The sequence below is a fragment of the Streptomyces sp. 135 genome, assembly GCF_020026305.1.
In the GTDB taxonomy this organism is placed as follows: Bacteria; Actinomycetota; Actinomycetes; order Streptomycetales; family Streptomycetaceae; genus Streptomyces.
The window spans coordinates 7,124,929-7,144,977 of record NZ_CP075691.1 but is presented as its reverse complement, the minus strand read 5'-3'; the positions used below and the strand labels follow the sequence as shown (position 1 = coordinate 7,144,977).

The 20,049-nt window shown below is 70.2% G+C and carries 18 protein-coding genes and 2 pseudogenes; 9 read left to right on the top strand and 11 right to left on the bottom strand.

What is annotated here, in order from left to right; all coding sequences use genetic code 11:
- Positions 1 to 32: 32 nt before the first annotated feature.
- From KKZ08_RS32140 to KKZ08_RS32120, 5 genes are all read right to left on the bottom strand, one after another.
- A complete protein-coding gene (locus KKZ08_RS32140; RefSeq protein WP_223777768.1) occupies positions 33 to 899 on the bottom strand; it encodes an amino acid ABC transporter permease in 867 nt (288 codons plus the stop codon).
- The gene (locus KKZ08_RS32135; RefSeq protein WP_223777767.1) at positions 896 to 1,540 is read right to left on the bottom strand and encodes an amino acid ABC transporter permease; all 645 of its coding nucleotides are present in this window, start codon (positions 1,538 to 1,540) and stop codon (positions 896 to 898) included. Before KKZ08_RS32135 ends, KKZ08_RS32140 begins: the two co-directional genes overlap by 4 nt.
- A 9-nt stretch (positions 1,541 to 1,549) precedes the next feature.
- Entirely contained in the window at positions 1,550 to 2,455 is a 906-nt protein-coding gene (locus tag KKZ08_RS32130) for a glutamate ABC transporter substrate-binding protein (protein WP_223777766.1), read from the bottom strand.
- Positions 2,456 to 2,486: 31 nt separating this feature from the next.
- Positions 2,487 to 3,230 carry an amino acid ABC transporter ATP-binding protein gene (locus tag KKZ08_RS32125; RefSeq protein WP_223777765.1) on the bottom strand — a complete coding sequence of 248 codons (744 nt, stop codon included), beginning with the start codon at positions 3,228 to 3,230 and terminating at the stop codon, positions 2,487 to 2,489.
- A 137-nt stretch (positions 3,231 to 3,367) separates the two neighbouring features.
- On the bottom strand, positions 3,368 to 3,814 hold the full coding sequence (locus KKZ08_RS32120; protein WP_223777764.1) for a DUF6278 family protein: 447 nt from the start codon (positions 3,812 to 3,814) through the stop codon (positions 3,368 to 3,370).
- 263 nt (positions 3,815 to 4,077) lie between these two features.
- Between KKZ08_RS32120 and KKZ08_RS32115 the strand changes: the two genes are divergently transcribed.
- Positions 4,078 to 5,850 carry an SGNH/GDSL hydrolase family protein gene (locus tag KKZ08_RS32115; RefSeq protein WP_223777763.1) on the top strand — a complete coding sequence of 591 codons (1,773 nt, stop codon included), beginning with the start codon at positions 4,078 to 4,080 and terminating at the stop codon, positions 5,848 to 5,850.
- Positions 5,851 to 5,865: 15 nt separating this feature from the next.
- Here KKZ08_RS32115 and KKZ08_RS32110 read toward each other — a convergent pair whose 3' ends face one another.
- From KKZ08_RS32110 to pcaC, 3 genes are all read right to left on the bottom strand, one after another.
- Entirely contained in the window at positions 5,866 to 6,645 is a 780-nt protein-coding gene (locus tag KKZ08_RS32110; RefSeq protein WP_223777762.1) for an exodeoxyribonuclease III, read from the bottom strand.
- Between the two features lie 30 nt (positions 6,646 to 6,675).
- Positions 6,676 to 7,308, bottom strand: a complete 633-nt coding sequence (locus tag KKZ08_RS32105; RefSeq protein ID WP_223779271.1) for an MBL fold metallo-hydrolase — start codon at positions 7,306 to 7,308, stop codon at positions 6,676 to 6,678.
- Between the two features lie 63 nt (positions 7,309 to 7,371).
- The gene (pcaC, locus tag KKZ08_RS32100; RefSeq protein WP_223777761.1) at positions 7,372 to 8,673 is read right to left on the bottom strand and encodes a 4-carboxymuconolactone decarboxylase; all 1,302 of its coding nucleotides are present in this window, start codon (positions 8,671 to 8,673) and stop codon (positions 7,372 to 7,374) included.
- 24 nt (positions 8,674 to 8,697) lie between these two features.
- On the opposite strand from pcaC, the pseudogene KKZ08_RS32095 reads away from it, so the two are divergent.
- Positions 8,698 to 8,945, top strand: a pseudogene (locus tag KKZ08_RS32095) (TraM recognition domain-containing protein); the annotation flags it as partial.
- A gap of 145 nt (positions 8,946 to 9,090) precedes the next feature.
- On the opposite strand, the gene KKZ08_RS32090 reads toward KKZ08_RS32095, so the two are convergent.
- Positions 9,091 to 9,285 carry a hypothetical protein gene (locus tag KKZ08_RS32090; RefSeq protein WP_223777760.1) on the bottom strand — a complete coding sequence of 65 codons (195 nt, stop codon included), beginning with the start codon at positions 9,283 to 9,285 and terminating at the stop codon, positions 9,091 to 9,093.
- A 347-nt stretch (positions 9,286 to 9,632) separates the two neighbouring features.
- Between KKZ08_RS32090 and KKZ08_RS32085 the strand changes: the two genes are divergently transcribed.
- Complete coding sequence (locus KKZ08_RS32085; protein WP_223777759.1) at positions 9,633 to 10,874, top strand: cation:proton antiporter; 1,242 nt, start codon at positions 9,633 to 9,635, stop codon at positions 10,872 to 10,874.
- Positions 10,875 to 11,018: 144 nt separating this feature from the next.
- A complete protein-coding gene (locus KKZ08_RS32080) occupies positions 11,019 to 12,923 on the top strand; it encodes a potassium channel protein (protein WP_223777758.1) in 1,905 nt (634 codons plus the stop codon).
- A gap of 247 nt (positions 12,924 to 13,170) precedes the next feature.
- Here KKZ08_RS32080 and KKZ08_RS32075 read toward each other — a convergent pair.
- Together KKZ08_RS32075 and KKZ08_RS32070 are read right to left on the bottom strand one after the other, a co-directional pair.
- A pseudogene (locus tag KKZ08_RS32075) lies at positions 13,171 to 14,518 on the bottom strand (alanine:cation symporter family protein).
- Positions 14,473 to 15,732, bottom strand: coding sequence for an ankyrin repeat domain-containing protein (locus KKZ08_RS32070; RefSeq protein WP_223777757.1), 1,260 nt, complete (start codon positions 15,730 to 15,732; stop codon positions 14,473 to 14,475). Before KKZ08_RS32070 ends, KKZ08_RS32075 begins: the two are co-directional and overlap by 46 nt.
- A gap of 300 nt (positions 15,733 to 16,032) precedes the next feature.
- Here KKZ08_RS32070 and KKZ08_RS32065 point away from each other — a divergent pair, with 300 nt between their 5' ends.
- From KKZ08_RS32065 to KKZ08_RS32045, 5 genes are all read left to right on the top strand, one after another.
- Positions 16,033 to 16,980 (top strand): helix-turn-helix domain-containing protein, encoded by a 948-nt coding sequence (locus tag KKZ08_RS32065; RefSeq protein WP_223777756.1) that lies wholly within the window; start codon positions 16,033 to 16,035, stop codon positions 16,978 to 16,980.
- Positions 16,981 to 17,124: 144 nt separating this feature from the next.
- On the top strand, positions 17,125 to 17,754 hold the full coding sequence (locus KKZ08_RS32060; RefSeq protein WP_223777755.1) for a DJ-1/PfpI family protein: 630 nt from the start codon (positions 17,125 to 17,127) through the stop codon (positions 17,752 to 17,754).
- 86 nt (positions 17,755 to 17,840) lie between these two features.
- Entirely contained in the window at positions 17,841 to 18,449 is a 609-nt protein-coding gene (locus tag KKZ08_RS32055) for a DJ-1/PfpI family protein (RefSeq protein WP_223777754.1), read from the top strand.
- Between the two features lie 41 nt (positions 18,450 to 18,490).
- Positions 18,491 to 19,228 (top strand): DJ-1/PfpI family protein, encoded by a 738-nt coding sequence (locus KKZ08_RS32050; protein ID WP_223777753.1) that lies wholly within the window; start codon positions 18,491 to 18,493, stop codon positions 19,226 to 19,228.
- A gap of 145 nt (positions 19,229 to 19,373) precedes the next feature.
- Positions 19,374 to 20,018: a hypothetical protein gene (locus KKZ08_RS32045; protein ID WP_223777752.1), complete on the top strand. Its 645-nt coding sequence runs from the start codon at positions 19,374 to 19,376 to the stop codon at positions 20,016 to 20,018.
- Positions 20,019 to 20,049 lie beyond the last annotated feature (31 nt).

Genomic DNA, 20,049 nt, shown 5'->3' with positions numbered 1-20,049 from the left:
CCGGCTGCTGCCGGGTGGGCCTGCTTCCGCCGCTACCGGCCCGGCAGCAGCGTCCCTGGTTCGGCCGGCGCGACTTCCGCGGCCTCCGTCTTGGGATTGCGCCGCTGACGCTTGGACACCCACTGGGCGAACCACGACAGCAGCATGCACATCCCGATGTAGATCGGTGAGATCACCATGACCACGGGGATGAAGGGCAAATCGTAGTCGAGGTTCGAAGCGATCAGTTTCCCGGCATGGAGGAACTCCTCGTAGGTGATCAGAAAACCCAGCGAGGTGTCCTTCAGGGCCACCACCAGCTGGCTGATGATGGCGGGCAGCATGGCGCGCAGGGCCTGGGGCACGAGGACGTGGCTCATGACCTGGGTCTTGCGCATGCCGAGCGCGTAGGCGGCCTCCTTCTGTCCGCGTTCCATGGAGTTGACGCCGGAGCGGAAGACCTCGGCGAGCACCGAGCCGTTGTAGAGCGTGAGTCCGGTGACGAGCGCGGGCAGCGGCTGCACCTTCAGCGCCACGAAGACGAAGAAGATCATCACCAGGACGGGCATCGCGCGGAAGAACTCCACGAGGAGCGTGGCCACCCAGCGCACCGGCCGGTGGTCCGAGAGCCGCCCCATGGCGAGCAGTCCGCCGAGCGCGAGCGCGAGCACCGCGGCGATCGCGAAGGCCTTGAGCGTGTTGCCGAGGCCCCGCAGGAGCAGTTCCTGGATGCCCTTGTACTCGAAGGGCGTCCACTTGGTGGAGGTGAACTGGTCGGTGTCGAAGAGCAGGTACAGGATCCAGGCGACGAGCGCGAGCACGGCCAGGGTGGAGAACACCCCGTAGATCCTGTGCCGCCGCACGGTGTTCGGCCCCGGGATGTCGTACAGCGCGGTGGAGTCGTGGGCGAGGGCTTTCATCGGGCGACTCCCCAGCGCTTCTCGAGGATGTTGAAGATCGCGCTGATGGCGAGGGTGATGATCAGGTAGCCGATGGCGATCCAGACGAAGGTCCAGATGATGCTGTAGCCCAACTCGTTGAGGGTCTTGTACGTGCCGAGCAGCTCGGTGACGCTGAACGCGCCGGCGATCGCGGAGTTCTTGGCGAGCGCGATGAGGTTGGAGCCGACCGGGGCGATGACGGAGCGGAAGGCCTGCGGCAGGACCACCTTCGACAGGGTCTGCCCGAAGGACATGCCGAGGCTGCGCGCCGCCTCACCCTGCCCCTTGGGCACGGTGTTGATGCCCGATCTGAGCGCTTCGCAGATGAAGGCGGAGGTGTAGCAGCCGAGCGCGAGGACCGCGAACACCTTGAAGGGCAGCACGAGCCCGAAGCGCGGCAGGCCCAGCAGCACGGCGAAGAAGAGCAGGGTGAGCGGGGTGTTGCGCAGGACCGTCACCCACACCGTGCCGAAGGCCCGGAAGGAGCCGACGGGCGCGACCCGGAACGAGGCCATGAGGAAGCCGAGCACGAGCGCCAGGAGCGAGGCGTAGACGGTGAGTTCGACGGTGCCGAGGAAGCCGTCGCCGAACGTGGAGAAGTTGTCTGTCAGTACGTCCACGACGCCTCCTCAGTTCGCCGGGTAGCGGTCGATGGCGGGTGGCTCCGGCGCCGGGACCCCGGAGAGCCCGAGGGTGGCGTCGTAGGCCTTCTTCCAGTCGCCGTTTCGCTGGCGGGCGGCGAGGGCGTCGTCGACGGCGAACCGCAGCGCGTTGTCCCGCCTCGGCACCCCGATCCCGTACGGCTCCTCGGAGAACGGCTTGCCGACGACCTTGAGTTCGTCGGGCACCTTGGCCGCGTAGCCGATCAGGATCGCGTCGTCGGTGGTGACGGCGTCGACCTGATAGGTCAGCAGGTTGTCGACGCACACGGAGTACGTGTCGTACGCGACGAGGGTGGCCTTCGGGTAGTCCTGCTGGATGCGCTGGAAGGGGGTGGACCCGGCGGCCGAGCAGACGCGTTTGCCGTCCAGGTCCCCCGGGCCCTTGATGTCCTCCTCGTCGTGCCGTACGAGCAGGCCCTGGCCCGCCATGTAGTACGGCCCGCCGAAGCCGACGAGCTTCTTGCGGTTGTCGTTGATGGTGTAGGTGCCGACGTAGTAGTCGATCTGCCCGTTCTGGAGGGCGGTCTCGCGGTTGGCCGACGCGATGGTCTTGAACTCGATCTCCTTCGGGTCGAGGCCGAGCGATGCCGAGACCATCTTGGCGATCTCGATGTCGAAGCCCGAGTAGGTGCCGGTCGCCGGGTCCTTCTCGCCGAGGTAGGGCTGGTCCTCCTTGGCCCCCACGATGAAGCGGCCGCGGCCCTTGGCCTTGCGCCAGGTCCCCGACTCGGGCAGCTGGAAGCCGGTCGCCACCCGGTACTTGGGGAGTTTCTCCGCCGCGGGGCCCTTGGTCGGCGGGCTGCCGTCCTTGCCGCAGGCGGTGGCGACGAGCGCGGACAGGACGAGGGCCGCCAGGAGCCGGGTGGTACGCATGGTGGGTCTCTTCACGAGCACGTCGCCCCCGTCAGTGCTTGAGGATCTTGGAGAGGAAGTCCCGGGCGCGCTCGCTCTCCGGGTGGGTGAAGAAGTCCTCGGGGGACCGGTCCTCGACGACGCGGCCGTCGGACATGAAGACGACGCGGTTGGCGGCGGAGCGGGCGAAGCCCATCTCGTGGGTGACGACGACCATCGTCATGCCGTCCCGGGCGAGCTGCTGCATGACCTCCAGGACCTCGTTGATCATCTCGGGGTCGAGGGCCGAGGTCGGCTCGTCGAAGAGCAGCGCCTTGGGGTCCATGGCCAGGGCGCGGGCGATGGCCACGCGCTGCTGCTGGCCGCCGGAGAGCTGCGCGGGGTACTTCTCGGCCTGCGTGGCCAGTCCCACGCGCTCCAGGAGTTCACGGGAGCGGTGGTCGGCCTCGTCCTTCTTGCGGCCGCGTACCTTCACCTGCGCCAGCGAGACGTTCTGGAGAACGGTCTTGTGCGCGAAGAGGTTGAAGGACTGGAAGACCATGCCCACTTCGGCGCGGAGCCTCGCGAGCGCCTTCCCTTCGTCCGGCAGCGGCTGCCCGTCGAGTCTGATCTCGCCGGACTGGATGGTCTCCAGCCTGTTGATCGTCCGGCACAGTGTTGACTTCCCCGACCCCGAGGGGCCGATGACCACGACCACCTCCCCCTTGCCGACGGTGAGGTTGATGTCCTGGAGGACATGCAGCTCCCCGTAGTACTTGTTCACATCGCGCAGTTCGATCAAAGGATCGACGGCCATGGCAAGACCTGCCCACTCTCAGCTGTGTACGTCCGCGCAAACTATCCACGTGAAAACGGGACTTACCGGACGACACGCTCGCGGGGGCATTAACCGTATTTGAGGCAATCCCAGATACGTTTCGACGGTCCCGCCGGTTACGTTTCGGCGGCCTCGGCGTAGATCTGCGACAGCTCGGGGGCTCCGTGCACCGCCCAGTCGAGCCCCGCCTGGACGACCGGGATGTCACGGCCGGAGCGGAGCCGCACGACGGGGCTGCCGCCGGGCCACACGTGCCAGGCCGCGCCCGGCACGGTCCGCACCACGATCGTGCCCAGGTACAGCCCCGCGTCGTTGCCGAGCCACGGCAGCAGCTCGGGGTCGTCGCGCCAGCGCGGCAGGAGCTGGTCGAGGGCGGTCAACGACGCCGGGGAGTCGTCCAGTTCGAGTCCCGCCGCGGCCGCCTGGGACCGCAGCAGCTCGCACTCGGACAGCAGCTCGGCCACGCCCCGCGGGTCCTCCCGGAAGGCCGCCGCCAGCCCCTCGCCGGCGGCGTCCGCCGCGGAGTGCCGTCTGCGCCACTTGTCGAGGAACGGAATGTTCATGGTCGGCCTCTCCATCGATGGCACCCGCCGGAGAGCGCGCCGGAACGCGCGTGTCCGTATGCCCCGAATGTACCTTGCATCCACGGGACGGGACCGGTCGCTGCGGCCATCAGGACGACCCCTGGACCCGGGCCAGGTGACTCCGTCCGGAGCGCCTGACCGACCAGGTGAGTTCGCGCCGTATTCACGCGCGACTCATTGACGCGCCTCTGACGCCTCCTTAGCTTCATGGCGCATCTGTCATCACGCGGGAGGGGACTGTCGTGCGCCGACGTATCCGGGGGGCGGCCGTGGCGCTCTGCCTCTGTACGGGCCTCGCCCCCGCGGTCTCCGCCGAGGCGGCCACGCCCGGGCCCCGGCCGCCGCTCCCCCTGGAGCGGCTCTTCGACAACCGGGCGGTCAGCGACGACGCCCGGCCCGGCGCCGCGGACTTCGACGGGGCGGGCGGCTCCCTCTCGGCGCGGGACCTGCGGGCCGCGGGCTGGACTCCCGGACGCTCCCTCGGGGTTGACGGGGCGCGGCTGACCTGGCCGCGCACGGAGCCGGGCGAGCGGGACAACGTGCGGGCGAACGGCCAGTCGGTGCGGGTGCGCGGCCGTGGGGACGCCCTCGCGTTCCTGGTGGCGGGCACGGGCGGCGAGGCGAGCGGCACGGGGACGGTGCGCTACCGGGACGGCTCACGCGGCGGCTACCGGCTCACCGCACCGGACTGGCGTTCGGGTCCGCTCGCCACGAAGTCGGTCGCCCTGCCGCACATCAACACCCCCGACGGTCAGCGCGCCGAGAAGGCACGCCTGTACGTGGTGACCGTGCCGCTGGTCCGGGGGCGCGAGGTGGCGTCGGTGGAGCTGCCGCGCGACCCGGGCGCCCCGGACCTGCACGTCTTCGCCTTGTCGGTGCGGGCGCAGACCAAGGGCTGGACCGGCAGCTGGTCGGCGTCGACCGCCGGGTACACGGCGGTCGGGCCCTGGAGCGACCGCACCCTGCGCCTCGTCGTGCACACCAGCACCGGCGGGCCCCGGGTGCGCATCCGGCTCGACAACACCTTCGCGGCGGCTCCGGTGCGGATCGGCGGCGCCACTGTGGCGGTGCAGGCGGCCGGGGCGGAGGCAGCGGGCGAACCGCGGCGGCTCTCTTTCCGGGGCCGGGCCGGCACCGAGATCCCGGCCGGGGCCCAGGCCTTCAGCGACCCCCTCGACTTCGACGTGCCCGCCGACGCCAATCTGCTGGTGAGCTTCCACCTGCCGGGGCCCGTGGCGGCGGTGCCCGTGCACAGCCAGGCCATCCAGCGGTCGTACGTCAGCGGCCCCGGCGACCACGCGGCGGACGCCTCCCCGGCGGCGTACACCTCGACGATCACGACGTGGCCGCTGCTCACCGGGGTCGACGTGGGCGGCGGGCCCGGGTCCGTGGTGCTGCTCGGCGACTCGATCACCGACGGGGTGAAGTCGACGCCGGACACCAACCGCCGCTGGCCGAACGTCCTGGCCAGGCGCCTGCTGAGCCAGTCCGACGTGCCGCGCTACGGCGTCCTCAACCACGGCATCTCGGCGAACCGGGTGGTCACCGACCGCTATCCCGGCGACGGTGTCTCCACCGACACCGGCGGCGTGAGTGCCCTGCACCGCCTGGACCGCGACGTCCTCGCCCAGACCTCGGCCCGCACGGTGGTGGTCTTCGAGGGGATCAACGACGTGCGCTGGGGAACCTCCGCGGACCAGGTGGTCGCGGGCCTGCGGGAGATCTCGGAGCGGGCGCGGGCCCGCGGCCTGCGCGTGGTGGCGGCGACCATCGCGCCCTGCGAGGGCGAGTCGCTCTGCACGGCGGCGGCGAACGCCCGCCGGGAGGCCGTCAACGCCTACCTCCGCGAGGGCGGCGACTTCGACGCGGTGCTCGACTTCGACGCGGTCCTGCGCGATCCCGCGCGCCCGGCGCGGATGCTGCCCGCCTACGACAGCGGGGACCATCTGCATCCGGGCGACGCGGGCCTCGCGGCGCTCGCGGACTCCGTGGACCTGCGGAAGCTGGTGCCCTGAACCGGGCCAGGGGCCTCAGAGCTCCAGGTCCACCACGACCGGGGCGTGGTCGGATGCGCCCTTGCCCTTGCGCTCCTCGCGGTCCACGTACGAGTCGGTGACGGCCTTGGCGAAGGGTTCGTTGCCGTACACCAGGTCGATGCGCATGCCCTTGTTCTTGGGGAAGCAGAGCTGGCGGTAGTCCCAGTAGGTGTACGGGTGGTCGTACTTCAGGGGGCGCGGCACGATGTCCGACAGGCCGGTGCCGCGCAGGTCGGTGAGGGCGGCGCGCTCGGCGGGGGTGACGTGCGTCGCGCCGACGAAGAGGGAGGGGTCCCAGACGTCGTCGTCGGTCGGCGCGACGTTGTAGTCGCCGAGGACGGCGAACGGGCGCGAGCCCTTCGCGTCCCCGGCGACGGCGGCCTTCAGGGCCTCGAACCACTGAAGCTTGTAGGCGTAGTGGGCGTGGTCGACCTCGCGGCCGTTCGGCACGTACACCGACCAGAGGCGGACCGGGCCGCAGGTCGCGGAGATCGCGCGGGGCTCCTCCACGCCGTCGTAGCCCGGATCGCCCGGCAGGCCCCTGACGACGTCTTCGAGGCCGACCCTGGAGATCAACGCGACGCCGTTCCACCTGCCGGTCGCGTGGACCGCCGACTCGTAGCCCAGCTCGCGGAGCTCGGCGGCCGGGAAGCCCTCGGCCGTCGTCTTGGTCTCCTGGACGCACAGCACGTCCGTGCCGGTGCTCTCCAGCCAGGCCAGGAGCCTCGGGAGCCGAGCGGTGATCGAGTTCACGTTCCAGGTCGCAATGCGCATGCCTCACAACCTACCGGCCGCCACCGACAGTCAGAGTTCGGCGGTCTCCCCGGGGGTCAGCCGCAGGTGTTCGGCGCCGCCGAGGGCCCCGATCTGACGGTCGTAGATCGGCCGGGCGAGGTCGGTCAGCAGGGCGTCGTGGATGTCGTAGGCGCGCTGCGGCCTGACCTCTCGTACGTACTCGATGACCTCGGAGATCTTGTTCCAGGGCGCCATGACCGGGAGCATCAGCGTCTCCACGGGCTGGTCGGGAACGGTCAGCGCGTCACCGGGGTGGAAGACGGAGCCGTCGACGAGGTACCCCACGTTGGTGATGCGCGGGATGTCCGGGTGGATCACGGCGTGCAACTCGCCGTGCACCTGGACGTCGAATCCGGCGGCGGTGAACGTGTCGCCGTGCCCGACGGTGTGCACGCGGCCCGGGAAGGCGGCCGAGAGCTGGTCCGCGACCGCCTTCAGGGTCCAGATCTCGGTGCCGGGGCGGGCCTCCATGGCCGCGCGCAGGTGCCCCTCGTCGAAGTGGTCGGGGTGTTCGTGGGTGACGAGGATGGCGTCGGCGCCGGCGGCGGCGTCGTCCTCGCTGAACCCGCCCGGGTCGACGACGAGCGTGCGTCCGTCCTTTTCGAGACGCACGCACGCGTGGGACTTCTTCGTGAACGTCATGCGCTTCGCGCGCGTGGGAGCGTTGTCCGCGGGGGTCGTCATGCCAGTCATCCCCCCATCCTGCTACTCCTGCGGAGTGGTTTCCTCACGGATCACGGCCTGCGCGACCTTGAAGGCGGAGTTCGCCGCGGGGACGCCGCAGTAGACGGCGGCCTGGAGCAGTACCTCCTTGATCTCGGCCGGGGTGAGGCCGTTGCGCAGCGCGGCGCGGGTGTGGAACGCCAGCTCGTCCAGGTGGCCGCCCGCGACGAGGGCCGTGAGGGTGACGCAGCTGCGGGAGCGGCGGTCCAGGCCGGGCCGGTTCCAGACCTCGCCCCAGGCGTAGCGGGTGATGAGCTCCTGGAAGTCGCCGGAGAAGTCGTCGGCCGCGGCCAGCGCACGGTCCACGTGAGCGTCGCCGAGGACCTCGCGGCGGACCTTCATGCCCGCCTCGTAGGGATCGTTCCGGACGGTGCCGACGACCGCCTCGGGCTGTAGGGCGGCGGCGATCTCGGCCACGGCGGCCACCGGGGCTGTCGGAGTCATGGACTTCGGGGACAGGGCGGGCTTGACGGGCGGCGGTGTGATCGCCGCCTGGTGGGCCTCCTGCCAGGCCGTGGAGAAGTGGCGTACGAGCAGGTCGGTGACGGCGGCGGGCTGCTCGACGGGCGCGAGGTGCGAGGCGCCCGGCACGACGGCGAGCCGCGAGTCGGGTATGCCCGCGACGAGGGTGCGGGCCTCCCCCTGCCCGGTGACCTGGTCCTCGGAACCGACGAGGACCAGCGTGGGGACGCCGATGCGGCCCAGTTCGGCGCGGACGTCGAAGGCGGCGAGGGCCTCACAGGCCGCGATGTAGCACCCGGGGTCGGTGGTGCGCACCATCTGCACGGCCCAGTCGGTGATCGCGGGCTGCGCGGCGGCGAAGCCGGGCGTGAACCAGCGCTCGGGGGCGGAGCGGGCGATGGGGTCGAGGCCGTTGCTGCGGACGATCACGCCGCGCTGGCGGAACTCGTCGGCGGTGCCGAACCGCGGCGACGCGGCGATCAGGGCGAGCGAGGCGACCCGCTCCGGGTGCCGCAGCGCCAGCTCGGCGCCGATGGCACCGCCGAAGGCGCATCCCGCGTACCCGAAGCGCTGCACGCCCAGCTCGTCCAGCGTGGCCAGCAGCCGCTCGGCGAGCTCTCCGACGGAGCCGCACGGGTGTGCGGGGGCCCCGCCGTGCCCCGGCATGTCGAAGCGGAACACCCGCCAGTGGCGGGTCAGGTCGGGTATCTGCCGGTCCCACATGTGCCAGGTGGTACCGAGGGAGGCACCCAGGATCAGGACCGGGGCCTCTTCTGGCCCGTCAAAGCGGTATTGCAGGGTGTTCGACGGCGTCTCACTCACGCCCCAGACCCTCTCACGTCTCACCTGCAGTCCTACCGGCAGGGCCAGGAGGTCTGGGGGGACGCCGGCGTGGACGCCATGTGGAGCGCCTCCACGATCAAGGTCATCGGCTCGGCATCGGCGACCCGGACTTCGCCGACAAGCTCTCCCGGCTGATCGGCGACCACGACGTGGAGACCACCTCCACCTCGCACTCGGAATCCGGCAAGTCGACCTCGGTCAGCATGCGGCAGGAGCGGATCCTGGCCGCCGACGCCATCCGCGCCCTGCCCAATTGGGGGCGGCCTTGGCGACGGCCCGCTCGGTGATGCCCGTCGGTGCACAACGCCCCGATGAAGTCCTGCCGTGACGGTGCGGGCTCGTCCGGGAAGAGCTTGGCGAAGGGCCGTACGAGCCCGCGCGCCGCCCACCAGGCCGTCAGCCCGGAAGCCAGCAGCAGGGCGAAGTCCGCCGCGACGTGAGTGAGCCGGCCCCCAGGTCCACATCCGTGTCGAAACTGTCCGCTGCGACCGCACCGAACATGGCGAGCAGCCAGAAGGCAAGGACTACCACCAGGGCGGAGGTGAAGACGACGGCCGGAAAACCCGTGGCGGACTCCAGGAACTCCCGCATCTTCCACTCCTTTCCCATGCCGCAGCTCCGACCCTGATGCCGGGGCCTCGTTTCCGTGACCCGGCATCAGGGCCAGGCCCCCGTTTCTGCCACGCCCATCCTGGACCGAGAGGCCGTCACAGTTCATTGCCGAATTCCGGCAATCCTACGCGTTGTTGATGCCGGACCCGGCGTGCTCGGCCAGACGACTCCACGCCTATTTATGTCTCACCTCCACCGGCGGTCCCGAGCGCTCGTCAGGGTCCTGTTAGCACCGCGTAAAGAACATGTAAGGTTCCCCTCGGTGTGCCGGGAAGTCTGGTCGGCGTCTTGAGACAAGTCTCTTCGCTGATCGGGGGATTCCGGCCATGGTGCTCATCGTCGTCTTCGGAACCGCGCTGCTCATCGCGGTGCTGCTGTCCGGCCTCGCGGCCCGCACGGTGCTTTCCACCTCTTTCCTCTTCCTCATCGGTGGCGCGCTCGTCAGCGACGGCTTCCTCGGCCTGATCCACATCACCCCGGACAGCGAGATCGTGTCGGTGACGGCCGATCTCGCGCTGTTCGCGGTGCTGTTCACCGACGGCATGCACGTCTCCTTCCCCAAGCTCCGCGCCAACTGGAAGAACCCGGCACGGGCCCTGGCCCTGGGTATGCCGCTGGCGTTCGTCGCCATGGCCCTGGTCACCCATTACCTGGTCGGGCTGGACTGGACGACGTCCTTCCTGGTCGGCGCGGTCCTGGCGCCGACCGACCCGGTGTTCGCCTCGGCGATCGTGGGACGCAGGGAAGTCCCCGCCAAGCTCCGGCAGTTGCTGAACGTGGAGAGCGGTATCAACGACGGTCTGGCGCTGCCTGTCGTCCTCATCCTCATCGCGGCGGCCGGCCCCACCTCGGGACACGCCGAGTCATCACTGTGGCAGATCGGCCTGGAGTTGCTGCTCGGCCTCGTCTTCGGTGTCGCCCTGCCGATGCTCGTCATCGCCCTCGTCCGCTTCCGCGTCCTCGGCGCGGAACCCAAACTGCAGCCCCTGCTGCCGCTGGCCATCGGCGTGATCCTGTACGCGCTGTGCCACCTCACGCATGCCAACCCCTATCTCGCCGCGTTCTCGGCGGGCGCGGTCCTCACGGCCCGCTCCATCGAGGCGAAGGAAGCGTTCGAGCCGCTGGGTGAGGCACTTGCCGAGCTGGCGAAGTTCGCCGCGCTGCTCGTGTTCGGCGCACTGCTCACTCCCAGCCTCTTCGGCGACCTGTCCGTCGGCGGGTACGTCGCCGTGGTCCTGGCCATCGTGCTGATCCGTCCCGCCTCACTGCTGCTCTCCCTGATCGGAACCCGGTTCACGCGTCAGGAGAAGCTGGTCGCCGCCTGGTTCGGCCCCAAAGGATTCGCCTCGGTCGTCTACGGGCTGCTGGTCCTGCAGGCCGGAATCCCCGAGGGTGAGGAGGCGTACACCGTCATCGCCGTATGCATCGCCTTTTCCATCGTGGCCCACAGCAGCACCGACGTACCCATCGCGCGCCTCTTCGACATCGACGAGCCCGCCGACAAGGTCGTGCCCGCCGCCCGCACCGGCGAGCCCTCGACCACCAAGGACAGCCACGGTGGCACGTGACGTTGCCCGGCCTTGCCCGCCCGTCTGTCGTCATGGGGGAGGAAGCGAGTGGTGAACCAAGGGAACCAGCAGGCGGTCCGTCGCGCTCCACGTGGTGCGTCCGCTCTCCCCCACCAGACACCGCGGCTCCCACCGACAGGCCACATGATCGTCTGCGGCGACGACGCGCTCGCCGAACGGCTGGCCGCGGAACTGCACGCCGTCTACCGCGAGAACGTCACTGTTGTCGTGCCCTCCGCGCCGGCCGGTGGTGGAGCGCAGACCACTTCGGTGAGTCGCCCTGCCACCGCTCTCCTGGGCCGGGTCCAAGCCGTGATGAACCGGTCCCCCCGCGTCCCCGGTCACGAAGGGGCGCGAGAACCTCGAGTGTTCGAAGCTGCGGAACCCGACGAAGCGACCCTGACCGAGGCGGGGGTAGGTGGGGCCGCCGCGCTGGCGCTCGTCTACGACGACGACGAAAGGAACATCCACGCCGCGCTCGCCGCCCGCCGCCTCAACCCCCGTCTGCGCCTGGTGATCCGGCTCTACAACCGCAAGCTCGGCCAGCACTTGGAGGAGCTCCTCGACCAAGCCGCGGCCGTCGCTGCCCCCGGTCTCGACCTGGCGACACTGGACACCTCCACCACCGTCCTGTCCGACGCCGACACCGTCGCCCCGGCCCTCGCGGCCACCGCCGTCGCCGGTACCAGCAAAGTCGTCCAGGCCGACGGGCTCCTGCTGCGGGCGGTGGAGCGCACCCCGCCGGGCCGGGACGAGATCGCCGATCCCGGCCTGTGCACCCTCGCCCTGCTGTCGGCCACCACCAATGACCCCGCGGGAGAAGAGGGCTCCGACGACAGCGGTCAAGGGCAGGGCCCCCTGCTGCTGCCCGACGACCGCACGGTGGCCGCCGCGACAGGTCGGGGCACAGTTGTCCTTGAGGCCGTCTCACACGTCGGCCCCACGCTGCCACCGGGACGTCTCGTCGGCCGGGCCCTTCCGTTCGGCTCGTTGTTCTCAGCACGTCTGCGCTGGTCACTCGCCGGGCTCGCCGCCTGCGTCCTCGGCCTGGCGGTGGCGAACTGGCTGACGGTCCCGCGCACCCATCCGCTGCACGCCGGATACGTCACCCTGCTCGACCTCTTCGCCATCGACGATCCCGCGCTCGGCGAAGCCACCTCCCGCCAGATCCTCCAACTCCTGGCCGGTCTCGCGGGCCTGCTCCTCCTGCCCGTTCTCCTGGCCGCCGTCCTGGAAGCCCTGGGCACATTCCGCAGCGCGGCCGCCCTACGACGTCCGCCGCGCGGTCTCTCCGGCCACGTCGTCCTGCTCGGCCTCGGGAAGATCGGCACTCGCGTACTCGCGCGGTTGCGCGAACTCGGCATCCCCGTGGTGTGCGTCGAGGAAGACCCTGAAGCCCGCGGCATCCCCCTGGCCCGACGCCTGAAGGTGCCCACCGTCATCGGAGACGTCACCGACGAAGGCGTCCTGGAATCCGCGAAGATCCACCGCGCGCACGCACTGCTCGCCCTCACCAGCAGCGACACCACCAACCTCGAAGCGGCCCTCTACGCGCGCTCGGTCAAACCCGACCTCCGCGTGGCGCTACGCCTGTACGACGACGCGTTCGCCACTGCCGTCTACCGCACCCTGCGCGCCGCGCATCCTCAGGCCCTCACCCGCAGCCGCAGCGTCTCCACTCTCGCCGCGCCCGCTTTCGCCGGCGCGATGATGGGACGTCAAGTCCTTGGCGCCATTCCCGTGGAGCGCAGAGTCCTGCTTTTCGCCGCTCTCGATGTGGCCGGGCACCCCCAGCTCGAGGGGCGCACGGTCGCCGAGTCCTTCAGGGCCGGGGCGTGGCGCGTCCTCGCCCTGGACTCCGCCGCACCCGACGAACGCCTCCCGGACTTGGCGTCCGCTCCCGCCGACGACGGCGAACCCTCCACCGGCCTGCTCTGGGATCCACACCCCGGCTACGTCCTTCATGCGCAGGACCGGGTCGTCGTCGCTGCGACCCGCCAGGGCCTTGCCGACCTCCTCCGACGCGACCACCGAGTCCCCCGGGCATAGACGCCCCTGGCCCACTTCACAACACCGTACTAGCGGACCTGCCACCGCGCATCGCTGGTCATGGCGCCTCCCGGCTTCCGTCGCCTTTCGCCGGCTCAGGCACCCGGGCCGTGTCGACCGATCAGGTAGGAGCCCCACTCCCGGCGAGCGCTGCCAGGGCCCGGATCTCGTGCAAGGACGTTCTGAGGACCAGAGCGGCGGCGATGACCGCCACGGGCAGCAAGGAGGCGGCCATGAGGGGATCCTGTCAGCGCTCGGTTGTATCGGCCCGCTGGTAGATGTCGGGGATACCGTCGTGGTCGTCATCGCGGGTCTCCTCGTCATGCAGGCGCCGGTATACGCCGTGGCGCCGCTTGACGAGGAGACCCGCCAAGGCTGCGGCCATGAGAGAGCCGGCCAACACCGCGGCCTTGATGTGCTCGATGGCGGCCGGGGTGGGGAAGGCCAGTTCACCGACGAGAAGGGCGACAGTGAAACCGATCCCGGCCAACACCGCGAGTGCCAAGACGTCCGCCCAGGCGAGATCCGGGTTCAGCTTGGCCCGGGTGAAGCGCACAGCGAGGTAGGTGCCTGCGAAGATGCCGAAGGTCTTGCCGATGACAAGACCGAGGACCACGCCCAGCGGCTCCGGCCGAGTGAACACCTCCCCCAGGGCCGCGCCTGAGATGCCGACGCCGGCGGCGAACAGCGCGAACAGGGGAACCGCGACCCCCGCGGAGATGGGGTGCATCAGGTGGGAAGCCCGTTCGGCGGGGGATGCGCTCTCACCCTTGTCGCGGGTGGTGCGCAGGATCAGGCCGATGGCGACGCCTGCGACGGTGGCGGGGGGCTTGGTCTTGACCGCGGAGTGGGCGATCGGGGCGGAGCCGAGGCCGGCCTCGTTGGAGAACGCGGCCCGCTGGAAGCCGATGATCAGCGCGCCGATGACACCGCCGGCGACACCCTGGGGGTTGAACGCGCCCTCGATGATCGTGCCGATCGCGGCCGGCAGGGCGGAGACGTGGACCAGGATGACGACCAGGCAGGCCACGATGTAGATGCCGGCCATGGCGGGGACGAGCCTGCTGGTCACGTTGGCGATGGAGCGGATGCCGCCGAGCAGCACGATCCCGACGAGCGCGGCGATGAGGATGCCGAAGAACAGCGCACCGGCGGAGGAGCCCATCAGGCCGTCCTCGCCGCCGGTGACGGAGACGAGCTGGGCGTAGGACTGGTTGACCTGGACGCATAGGGCCGCCGGAGACGGTGCCGTCGGCGTGCACCTCGCGGTAGTTCACGCCCAAGGTGACCTCGACGAACTTGGTGGCCATGCCGAGCAGGCCGCACAGGATCATCCAGAAGGTGGCGCCGGGGCCGCCGATGGATACGGCGACGGCCACGCCGGCGATGTTGCCCAGTCCGACCGTGCCCGAGACGGCGGCGGTCAGCGCCTTGAAGTGGTTGACCTCACCGGCCGACCCCTTCTCGTCGTACTTCCCGCGCACCACGTCGACGGCGAGTCTGAATTTCCTGACCTGCGCAAGCCCGAACCAGCCGGTGAAGATCGGTCTCAGCGGCCCCAGGTGCGGTGTCGGTGAACGTCGTAGAGCAGCCAGTGGTACGGGGAATCCTTGTCCGTGGCGTCCAGACCATCCAGCAGTGCGTCACCACGGGAATCATCGCGCAGCGCGAGCCGGACCGCGGCCTCTACCCGGACGCTCTCGTCCGTGTCGGCGAGGCATGCGGCGAGTGTTTCAGAGGCGTCCTCAACATGGGGTGGCGCGGAGGCAAGGGCCCTGCAGGCCGCCTGTCGGACGGCTGCGCACGCGTCCCGAGTGCTTCGAGTGAGCGCGGCCAGCGCCTCGGGTTTCTCCGCCGCGGCGGCGCGGTGCAGTCCGCTGACCGCCCACTGGCGGGCCCGGCTGTCGCTGTGACGAGTGAGCGCTGCCAGTGTCTCCTCGGCACGGACGTCCAGGGCGTCAGCCAGACCGGCGGTGAGGGCACCCGCCACACGGGGATCCGGCTCCTGCGCGACCCAGGGTACGAACATGTCGACCAGCGGAGCGTCGAACGGCGAGTCGTCGTTCTCGTCGAGGAGGTTGATTGTGCGAAGGACTTCCGCGGCGAAGTACCGCTCCAACGGGTCCGCTCGGTCGCGCAAGGCGGCGGCAGCGTCCCAGACAGCGGGGTCGTGACGCTGCTGGAGCGCGTGCGTCGTCGCCCACCACACGTCGTGGTCGACGTCCGGTTCGGCAAGGGCGCGGGACAGCAGCTCCTCGAAGGACGGAGTGATTCCGTACCTCGGCTCCAGCATGGTGAGAATCGCGGTGTGCCCCGTACGGACCGTCAGGCCAGCCAGTGACAGCTCCTCGCACCTCGCCCCCGACGCGGAGCGGACAGTCCCGCGCCGGACCGGTCCAGGCTGTTCGCTTCTCCGGCGAAGCTCGTCCGCGACGTCTGCCCGGTGCCAGTACCGGGCCAGAGCCAGAGCATCGCGTCCTTCAGCGTCCCTGGCCCCCAGGGGTGCTCCGCGGCGGATGAGGGTCTCGGCGATGTCGCAGGCGCCGCGGTCGACCGCCCGCAGCAGTGGGGAGCATCCGTCGGCAGCAGTAGGGTCCCACCTTGACGACGCCAGCAGAGCTTCGACGATCGTCAGATCGAAGGCATCCACAGCCAGGCACAAAGCGGAGGTGCCGTACGCATCAGCGGCACAGGGGTCGGCACCCGCCTCCAGCAGTGCCTCCACCGCCCGTACATCCCCGCTCCGCACGGCCGCTATGAGTGGCTCAACGCCCATGCCTCTCCTCTTCGTCCCCCCGCTGTGCAGCACCGCACGGTCCTCGGCCAGGCATCGGCCGTCCTACCGGGCACCAGGCCCGTCCTCACTGGCTGTGCCGCCGGTAACCTTTTCGCTCGCGGCTGTCCCATGGCGAAGATTAGCGCGGGATGAAGGGCAGACTCCCTTCCCCTGTCCGCTGGGGGCGCTCAGGACCGCAGACTCATGCCACGACGTTCGTCGAGCCCGGGGTAGGGCAGCCTCGACCTGCCTCATCGGCGGCGCCCGCAGCCGCGATGCGCTTCGTGGCATCCGCGCGCCGGGAAGACGCAGCCCCGGCGTAACCTCGGCCATATGCATGTGGTTGCGGTTCTCGCGCTCGAGAACGTATCGGCTCTCGATCTCGCCATACCCTGCCAGGTGTTCGCGCTCGTCACCGGTCACGACGGGACCCCCGCCTATGACGTCCGCGTGTGCGTCGATCGCGACACAGCGGCCACGGCAGGCCCCACGGTACCCTTCCGGGTGTCCTCGTCGTATCTCTGGGACGACGCGCTCGGTGCGGACACGGTGATCGTGCCGGGCATTCCCGTCGAGCACGCCCCGGACCGCCGTGCGGTACGACTGCTGCGAGAGGCGGCGAACAACGGGGCGCGCATCGCTTCCATCTGCACCGGGGCATTCGCCCTGGCGCACGCCGGGCTTCTGGACGGACGCAGAGCGACGACCCACTGGCGGTTCGCCGACGCGCTGGCCGAGCGCTTCCCGGACATCGACGTCGACCCGTCCGTGCTGTACGTCGACGAGGGGCGGGTACTCACGTCGGCGGGCATCGCCGCGGGCCTGGACCTGTGCCTGCACATGGTGCGCCGCGATCACGGCGCCGTCGCCGCATCGAAAGCGGCGCGGATGCTGGTCATGCCGCCCCAACGCACGGGCGGGCAGGCACAGTTCATCGAGTATCGCGCGCCCGGGACCGACTCCGCCGATCTCGGCGAAACACTGCAGTGGATGCGCGGCAAGCTCGGCGAACCGCTCTCCGTGGCCGATATCGCGTCGCACGCGATGATGAGCAGGCGCAGTCTGGCGCGGCACTTCCGCGCCCAGACGGGCACTACGCCGCTGCGCTGGCTGCTCGCGCAGCGCGTGCAGCGTGCCAGGGAGCTACTGGAGACGACCGACCTCCCGTTGGCGCGGATCGCGGAAGCCACGGGCTTCGGGGCTGTGGAGACGCTTCGCCATCACTTCGTCCGGCACGTCGGTACGACACCGTCGGCGTACAGGGGCGCTTTTCGCCGGTGACGGCAGCCTGCATCCGGGCCTGGCCGTATCTTGCGCACCAGGGGCACACGTGCCGGTGTCGCCGGGGGGCGGCCGTCGGAAGACTGAGCGTGTTCTCGCCGGCTCGTTCCGGGAACCACGCCACCTCTTCACGGAGTCCCTTTCATGCCTGGTCCATCCGTACGTTCTCGCCGTCCCGCACGCCCGCTGCGTGTCCACACCGTCCTCTATGACGGCGTGGAGGAGCAGGATTTCGCCGGTCACATCGAGGTGTTCGGCATTGTCGGCGAAAAACTCCTCGCACAGTCATTCGTCACCGTGGACGGTGCCCACCGGGTGACGACGTCCGCCGGCATGGAGATCGTCTGCCGGGACCCCTGGGCGCCGCGCTCCGCCGACGTGATCATCGTCCCCGGCGGAGGCTACGGCGAAGGCTCCGGACTCCAGCGGGAGATCCGCCGCGGCCGCCTGCCCAGAGCACTCGCGGCCGCCCGACGAGACGGCCTGGTCATGGGGGCGGTGTGCTCGGGCACCATGCTGCTGTCCGCCGCCGGCCTGACGGACGGCCGCCGCTGCACCACCCATCACATCGCTCAGCAGGACCTGCGGGCCCAGGGCGGCCGAGTGGTGGAGGGCCGGGTCGTCGATGACGGTGACCTGGTCACCTGCGGGGGCGTCACCTCGGGCATCGACCTGGGGATCTGGCTCGTCGAGCGGTTCCTCGGCCCAGACACCGCCCTGCTCGCCGAGGAAGTCCTCGAATACGAGCGCCGCGGCACCGTGAACACCGCCTGACCGGCGCCACGACCCGAACGACGCCGCCCGTGCCCACCTTTACTGCCCGTGCGCCCGTACCGCGCCCCGCATTGAACGGCTTTCACGTGACCAGCTACGGCATCCTCCTCTTCGACACCGCCGAGGAACTCGACTTCGTCGGCCCCTGGGAAGTGTTCACCACCTCCGCCGCTCTGCGTGGAGAGCGCGACAACGCCCTGCTCCTCGCAGAACGCGCCGATCCCGTCCGCTGCGCCAAGGGCATGCGCGTACTGCCGGACCGCACCCTGGACGACCACCCTCCGATCGACGTGCTCCTCGTGCCCGGAGGGTCCGGCGCCCGGCAGACCGAACCCCACAACCCCCGCGTCACCGGATGGATCGATGCCCAAGCCGCACGGGCCGAGTGGGTCGTCGGCGTCTGCACGGGCGCCTTCCTCCTGCACGCCGCGGGCCCGGCACGCGGCCGTCGGGTCGCCACCCACCGGCACTACGAGCAGGCGCTGACGGCGCGAGGCGACGTCACCGTGGTGTCCGACGCCCGCTACGTCGTGGACGGCAACCTGCTGACCAGTCAGGGAGTGTCCGCCGGCATCGACAGCGCACTCTGGCTCGTGGGGCGCCTGCACGGCCGCGAACACGCCCGTGCCGTACGCCGGGAGATCCAGTACGACCCCGCTCCGCCCTATCTCGCGGACGAACCACTCGCCCTTTGACCACTCCGACCACCCCACGAAGACGAACAAAGGAGCTTCGCGTGAACCGACGCACCGTTCTGCGTACCGCGACCGCCCTCGGCGCCGCAAGCATCACGACCGGCATACCCACCCACACGGCTGCGGCCCAAGCCGCCACAACCGCCTCGGCGTCCACAGCCGACCGCCGTTCCCCCTTGCGTGTCCAGGTCGTGCTCTTCCAAGGCGTGGAGGAACTCGACCTCGCCGCCCCCTACGAAGTCCTTGCCGCCTCCGACCACTTCACCGACCGCGATGTCGACGTGCGCTACGTCACTCTCGACGGCCCACGCACCATCACCGCCGCCTTCGGCACCCAGCTCCGCGCCGACCACCGCTGGGCACCCGAGAAGGCGGACCTCCTCATCGTGCCCGGCGGCGGATACGCGCGCCGCGAGGACCCGGGCGTCTGGGCCGAGATCCGCAGGGGCGCCCTGCCGCGAGCCCTGGCCGCCGCCCAACGGCCCGGGCTGACCCTAGCGGCCCTGTGCACCGGCGTGATGCTCCTCTCCGCGGCCGGCGTCACCCGGGGCCGTCCCTGTACCACTCACCACAGAGCGCAGTCCGACCTCGTCGAGCAGGGCGGTGTGCTGAAGAAGGCCCGTGTCGTCGACGACGGCGACCTGGTCACCGCCGGCGGCGTCACCTCCGGCCTGGACCTCGCCCTGTGGCTGGTCCGCCGCGAACTCGGCGTCGACGCCGCGCTCGGCCTGGAGAGCATGCTGGAGTACGAAGCCCGCGGCACCGTCTGGACTTCCTGACGGACGTCAAAGCCGACGCATAGCCGGTGCGACCCTCATGTGGCCGGGCGCGAACTGTCACACCTGGCGTTCTTGTACCCGGCCGCCACTGCGCAATGTCACGTAGAATACGGCGTTCTGTGCACGCCTTGTGAAGGAGCCCTCGATGGCCCTGGCGCCCTTCCGGCTCGTCTGGCTGGCCCTATGGGTGGAAGCCTCGCCCGAGGAGAATGCGGAACTCACCGAACATCTTCGTGCGGCCCTCGTGCGCCACGGCGACGTTGCCGTACATGCCCGAGGGCCGTTCCACCGAACTCCGGAGATGTTGCACTTCGAGGTCGACCTGAAGCCCCATGCCACCACCTCCGACTGCCTTCGGGCGCTGGGGTTCACGTGGGACGAGGACTTCGGCTGGAGCGAGTGGGAGCGCCCGGTCGACGGCGGAGTGTTTCTGCACCCCGCCGTCTACGGTGCTCAGGCCGGCGAAATGGAGGCGGCCGCAGCTCCCCGCTTCGAAACGGGGGACATCGTGCGGGTCAAAAACTCAGATGAAGCTCGCAGATTGGGCCTGGCAGGCAGGAAAGTAGCCGTGCTGCATCCGCATAACGACGAAGAAGCCGACCCCTCCCGCCGGACGTGGCGCTACTCCGTGCACGTCGAAGGGCAGGAAGAGACCGGCGATCTCGATGAGAGCAGCCTGGAACCGATCGGTCGACGCGTACAGCTGTACAACACCCTCATCAGCGTCAACGGCGAAGGCGCGCTGGAAAGGTCAGCCGACCGGAATGACGCCTACAGCAATGGCGCATAGAGCCACAGCCGATTGCTGCGGCTGGATCGCT

Excerpts from the sequence above, each read along its gene's own strand:
- KKZ08_RS32080 (WP_223777758.1), top strand. The coding sequence starts at position 11,019 with ATGATCGTCTGCGGCGACGACGCGCTCGCCGAACGGCTGGCCGCGGAA.
- KKZ08_RS32090 (WP_223777760.1), bottom strand. The coding sequence starts at position 9,285 with ATGCGGGAGTTCCTGGAGTCCGCCACGGGTTTTCCGGCCGTCGTCTTC.
- KKZ08_RS32110 (WP_223777762.1), bottom strand. The coding sequence starts at position 6,645 with ATGCGCATTGCGACCTGGAACGTGAACTCGATCACCGCTCGGCTCCCG.
- KKZ08_RS32105 (WP_223779271.1), bottom strand. The coding sequence starts at position 7,308 with ATGACGTTCACGAAGAAGTCCCACGCGTGCGTGCGTCTCGAAAAGGAC.
- KKZ08_RS32140 (WP_223777768.1), bottom strand. The coding sequence starts at position 899 with ATGAAAGCCCTCGCCCACGACTCCACCGCGCTGTACGACATCCCGGGG.
- KKZ08_RS32125 (WP_223777765.1), bottom strand. The coding sequence starts at position 3,230 with ATGGCCGTCGATCCTTTGATCGAACTGCGCGATGTGAACAAGTACTAC.
- KKZ08_RS32065 (WP_223777756.1), top strand. The coding sequence starts at position 16,033 with ATGCATGTGGTTGCGGTTCTCGCGCTCGAGAACGTATCGGCTCTCGAT.
- KKZ08_RS32120 (WP_223777764.1), bottom strand. The coding sequence starts at position 3,814 with ATGAACATTCCGTTCCTCGACAAGTGGCGCAGACGGCACTCCGCGGCG.
- KKZ08_RS32045 (WP_223777752.1), top strand. The coding sequence starts at position 19,374 with ATGGCCCTGGCGCCCTTCCGGCTCGTCTGGCTGGCCCTATGGGTGGAA.
- KKZ08_RS32060 (WP_223777755.1), top strand. The coding sequence starts at position 17,125 with ATGCCTGGTCCATCCGTACGTTCTCGCCGTCCCGCACGCCCGCTGCGT.
- KKZ08_RS32130 (WP_223777766.1), bottom strand. The coding sequence starts at position 2,455 with ATGCGTACCACCCGGCTCCTGGCGGCCCTCGTCCTGTCCGCGCTCGTC.
- KKZ08_RS32085 (WP_223777759.1), top strand. The coding sequence starts at position 9,633 with ATGGTGCTCATCGTCGTCTTCGGAACCGCGCTGCTCATCGCGGTGCTG.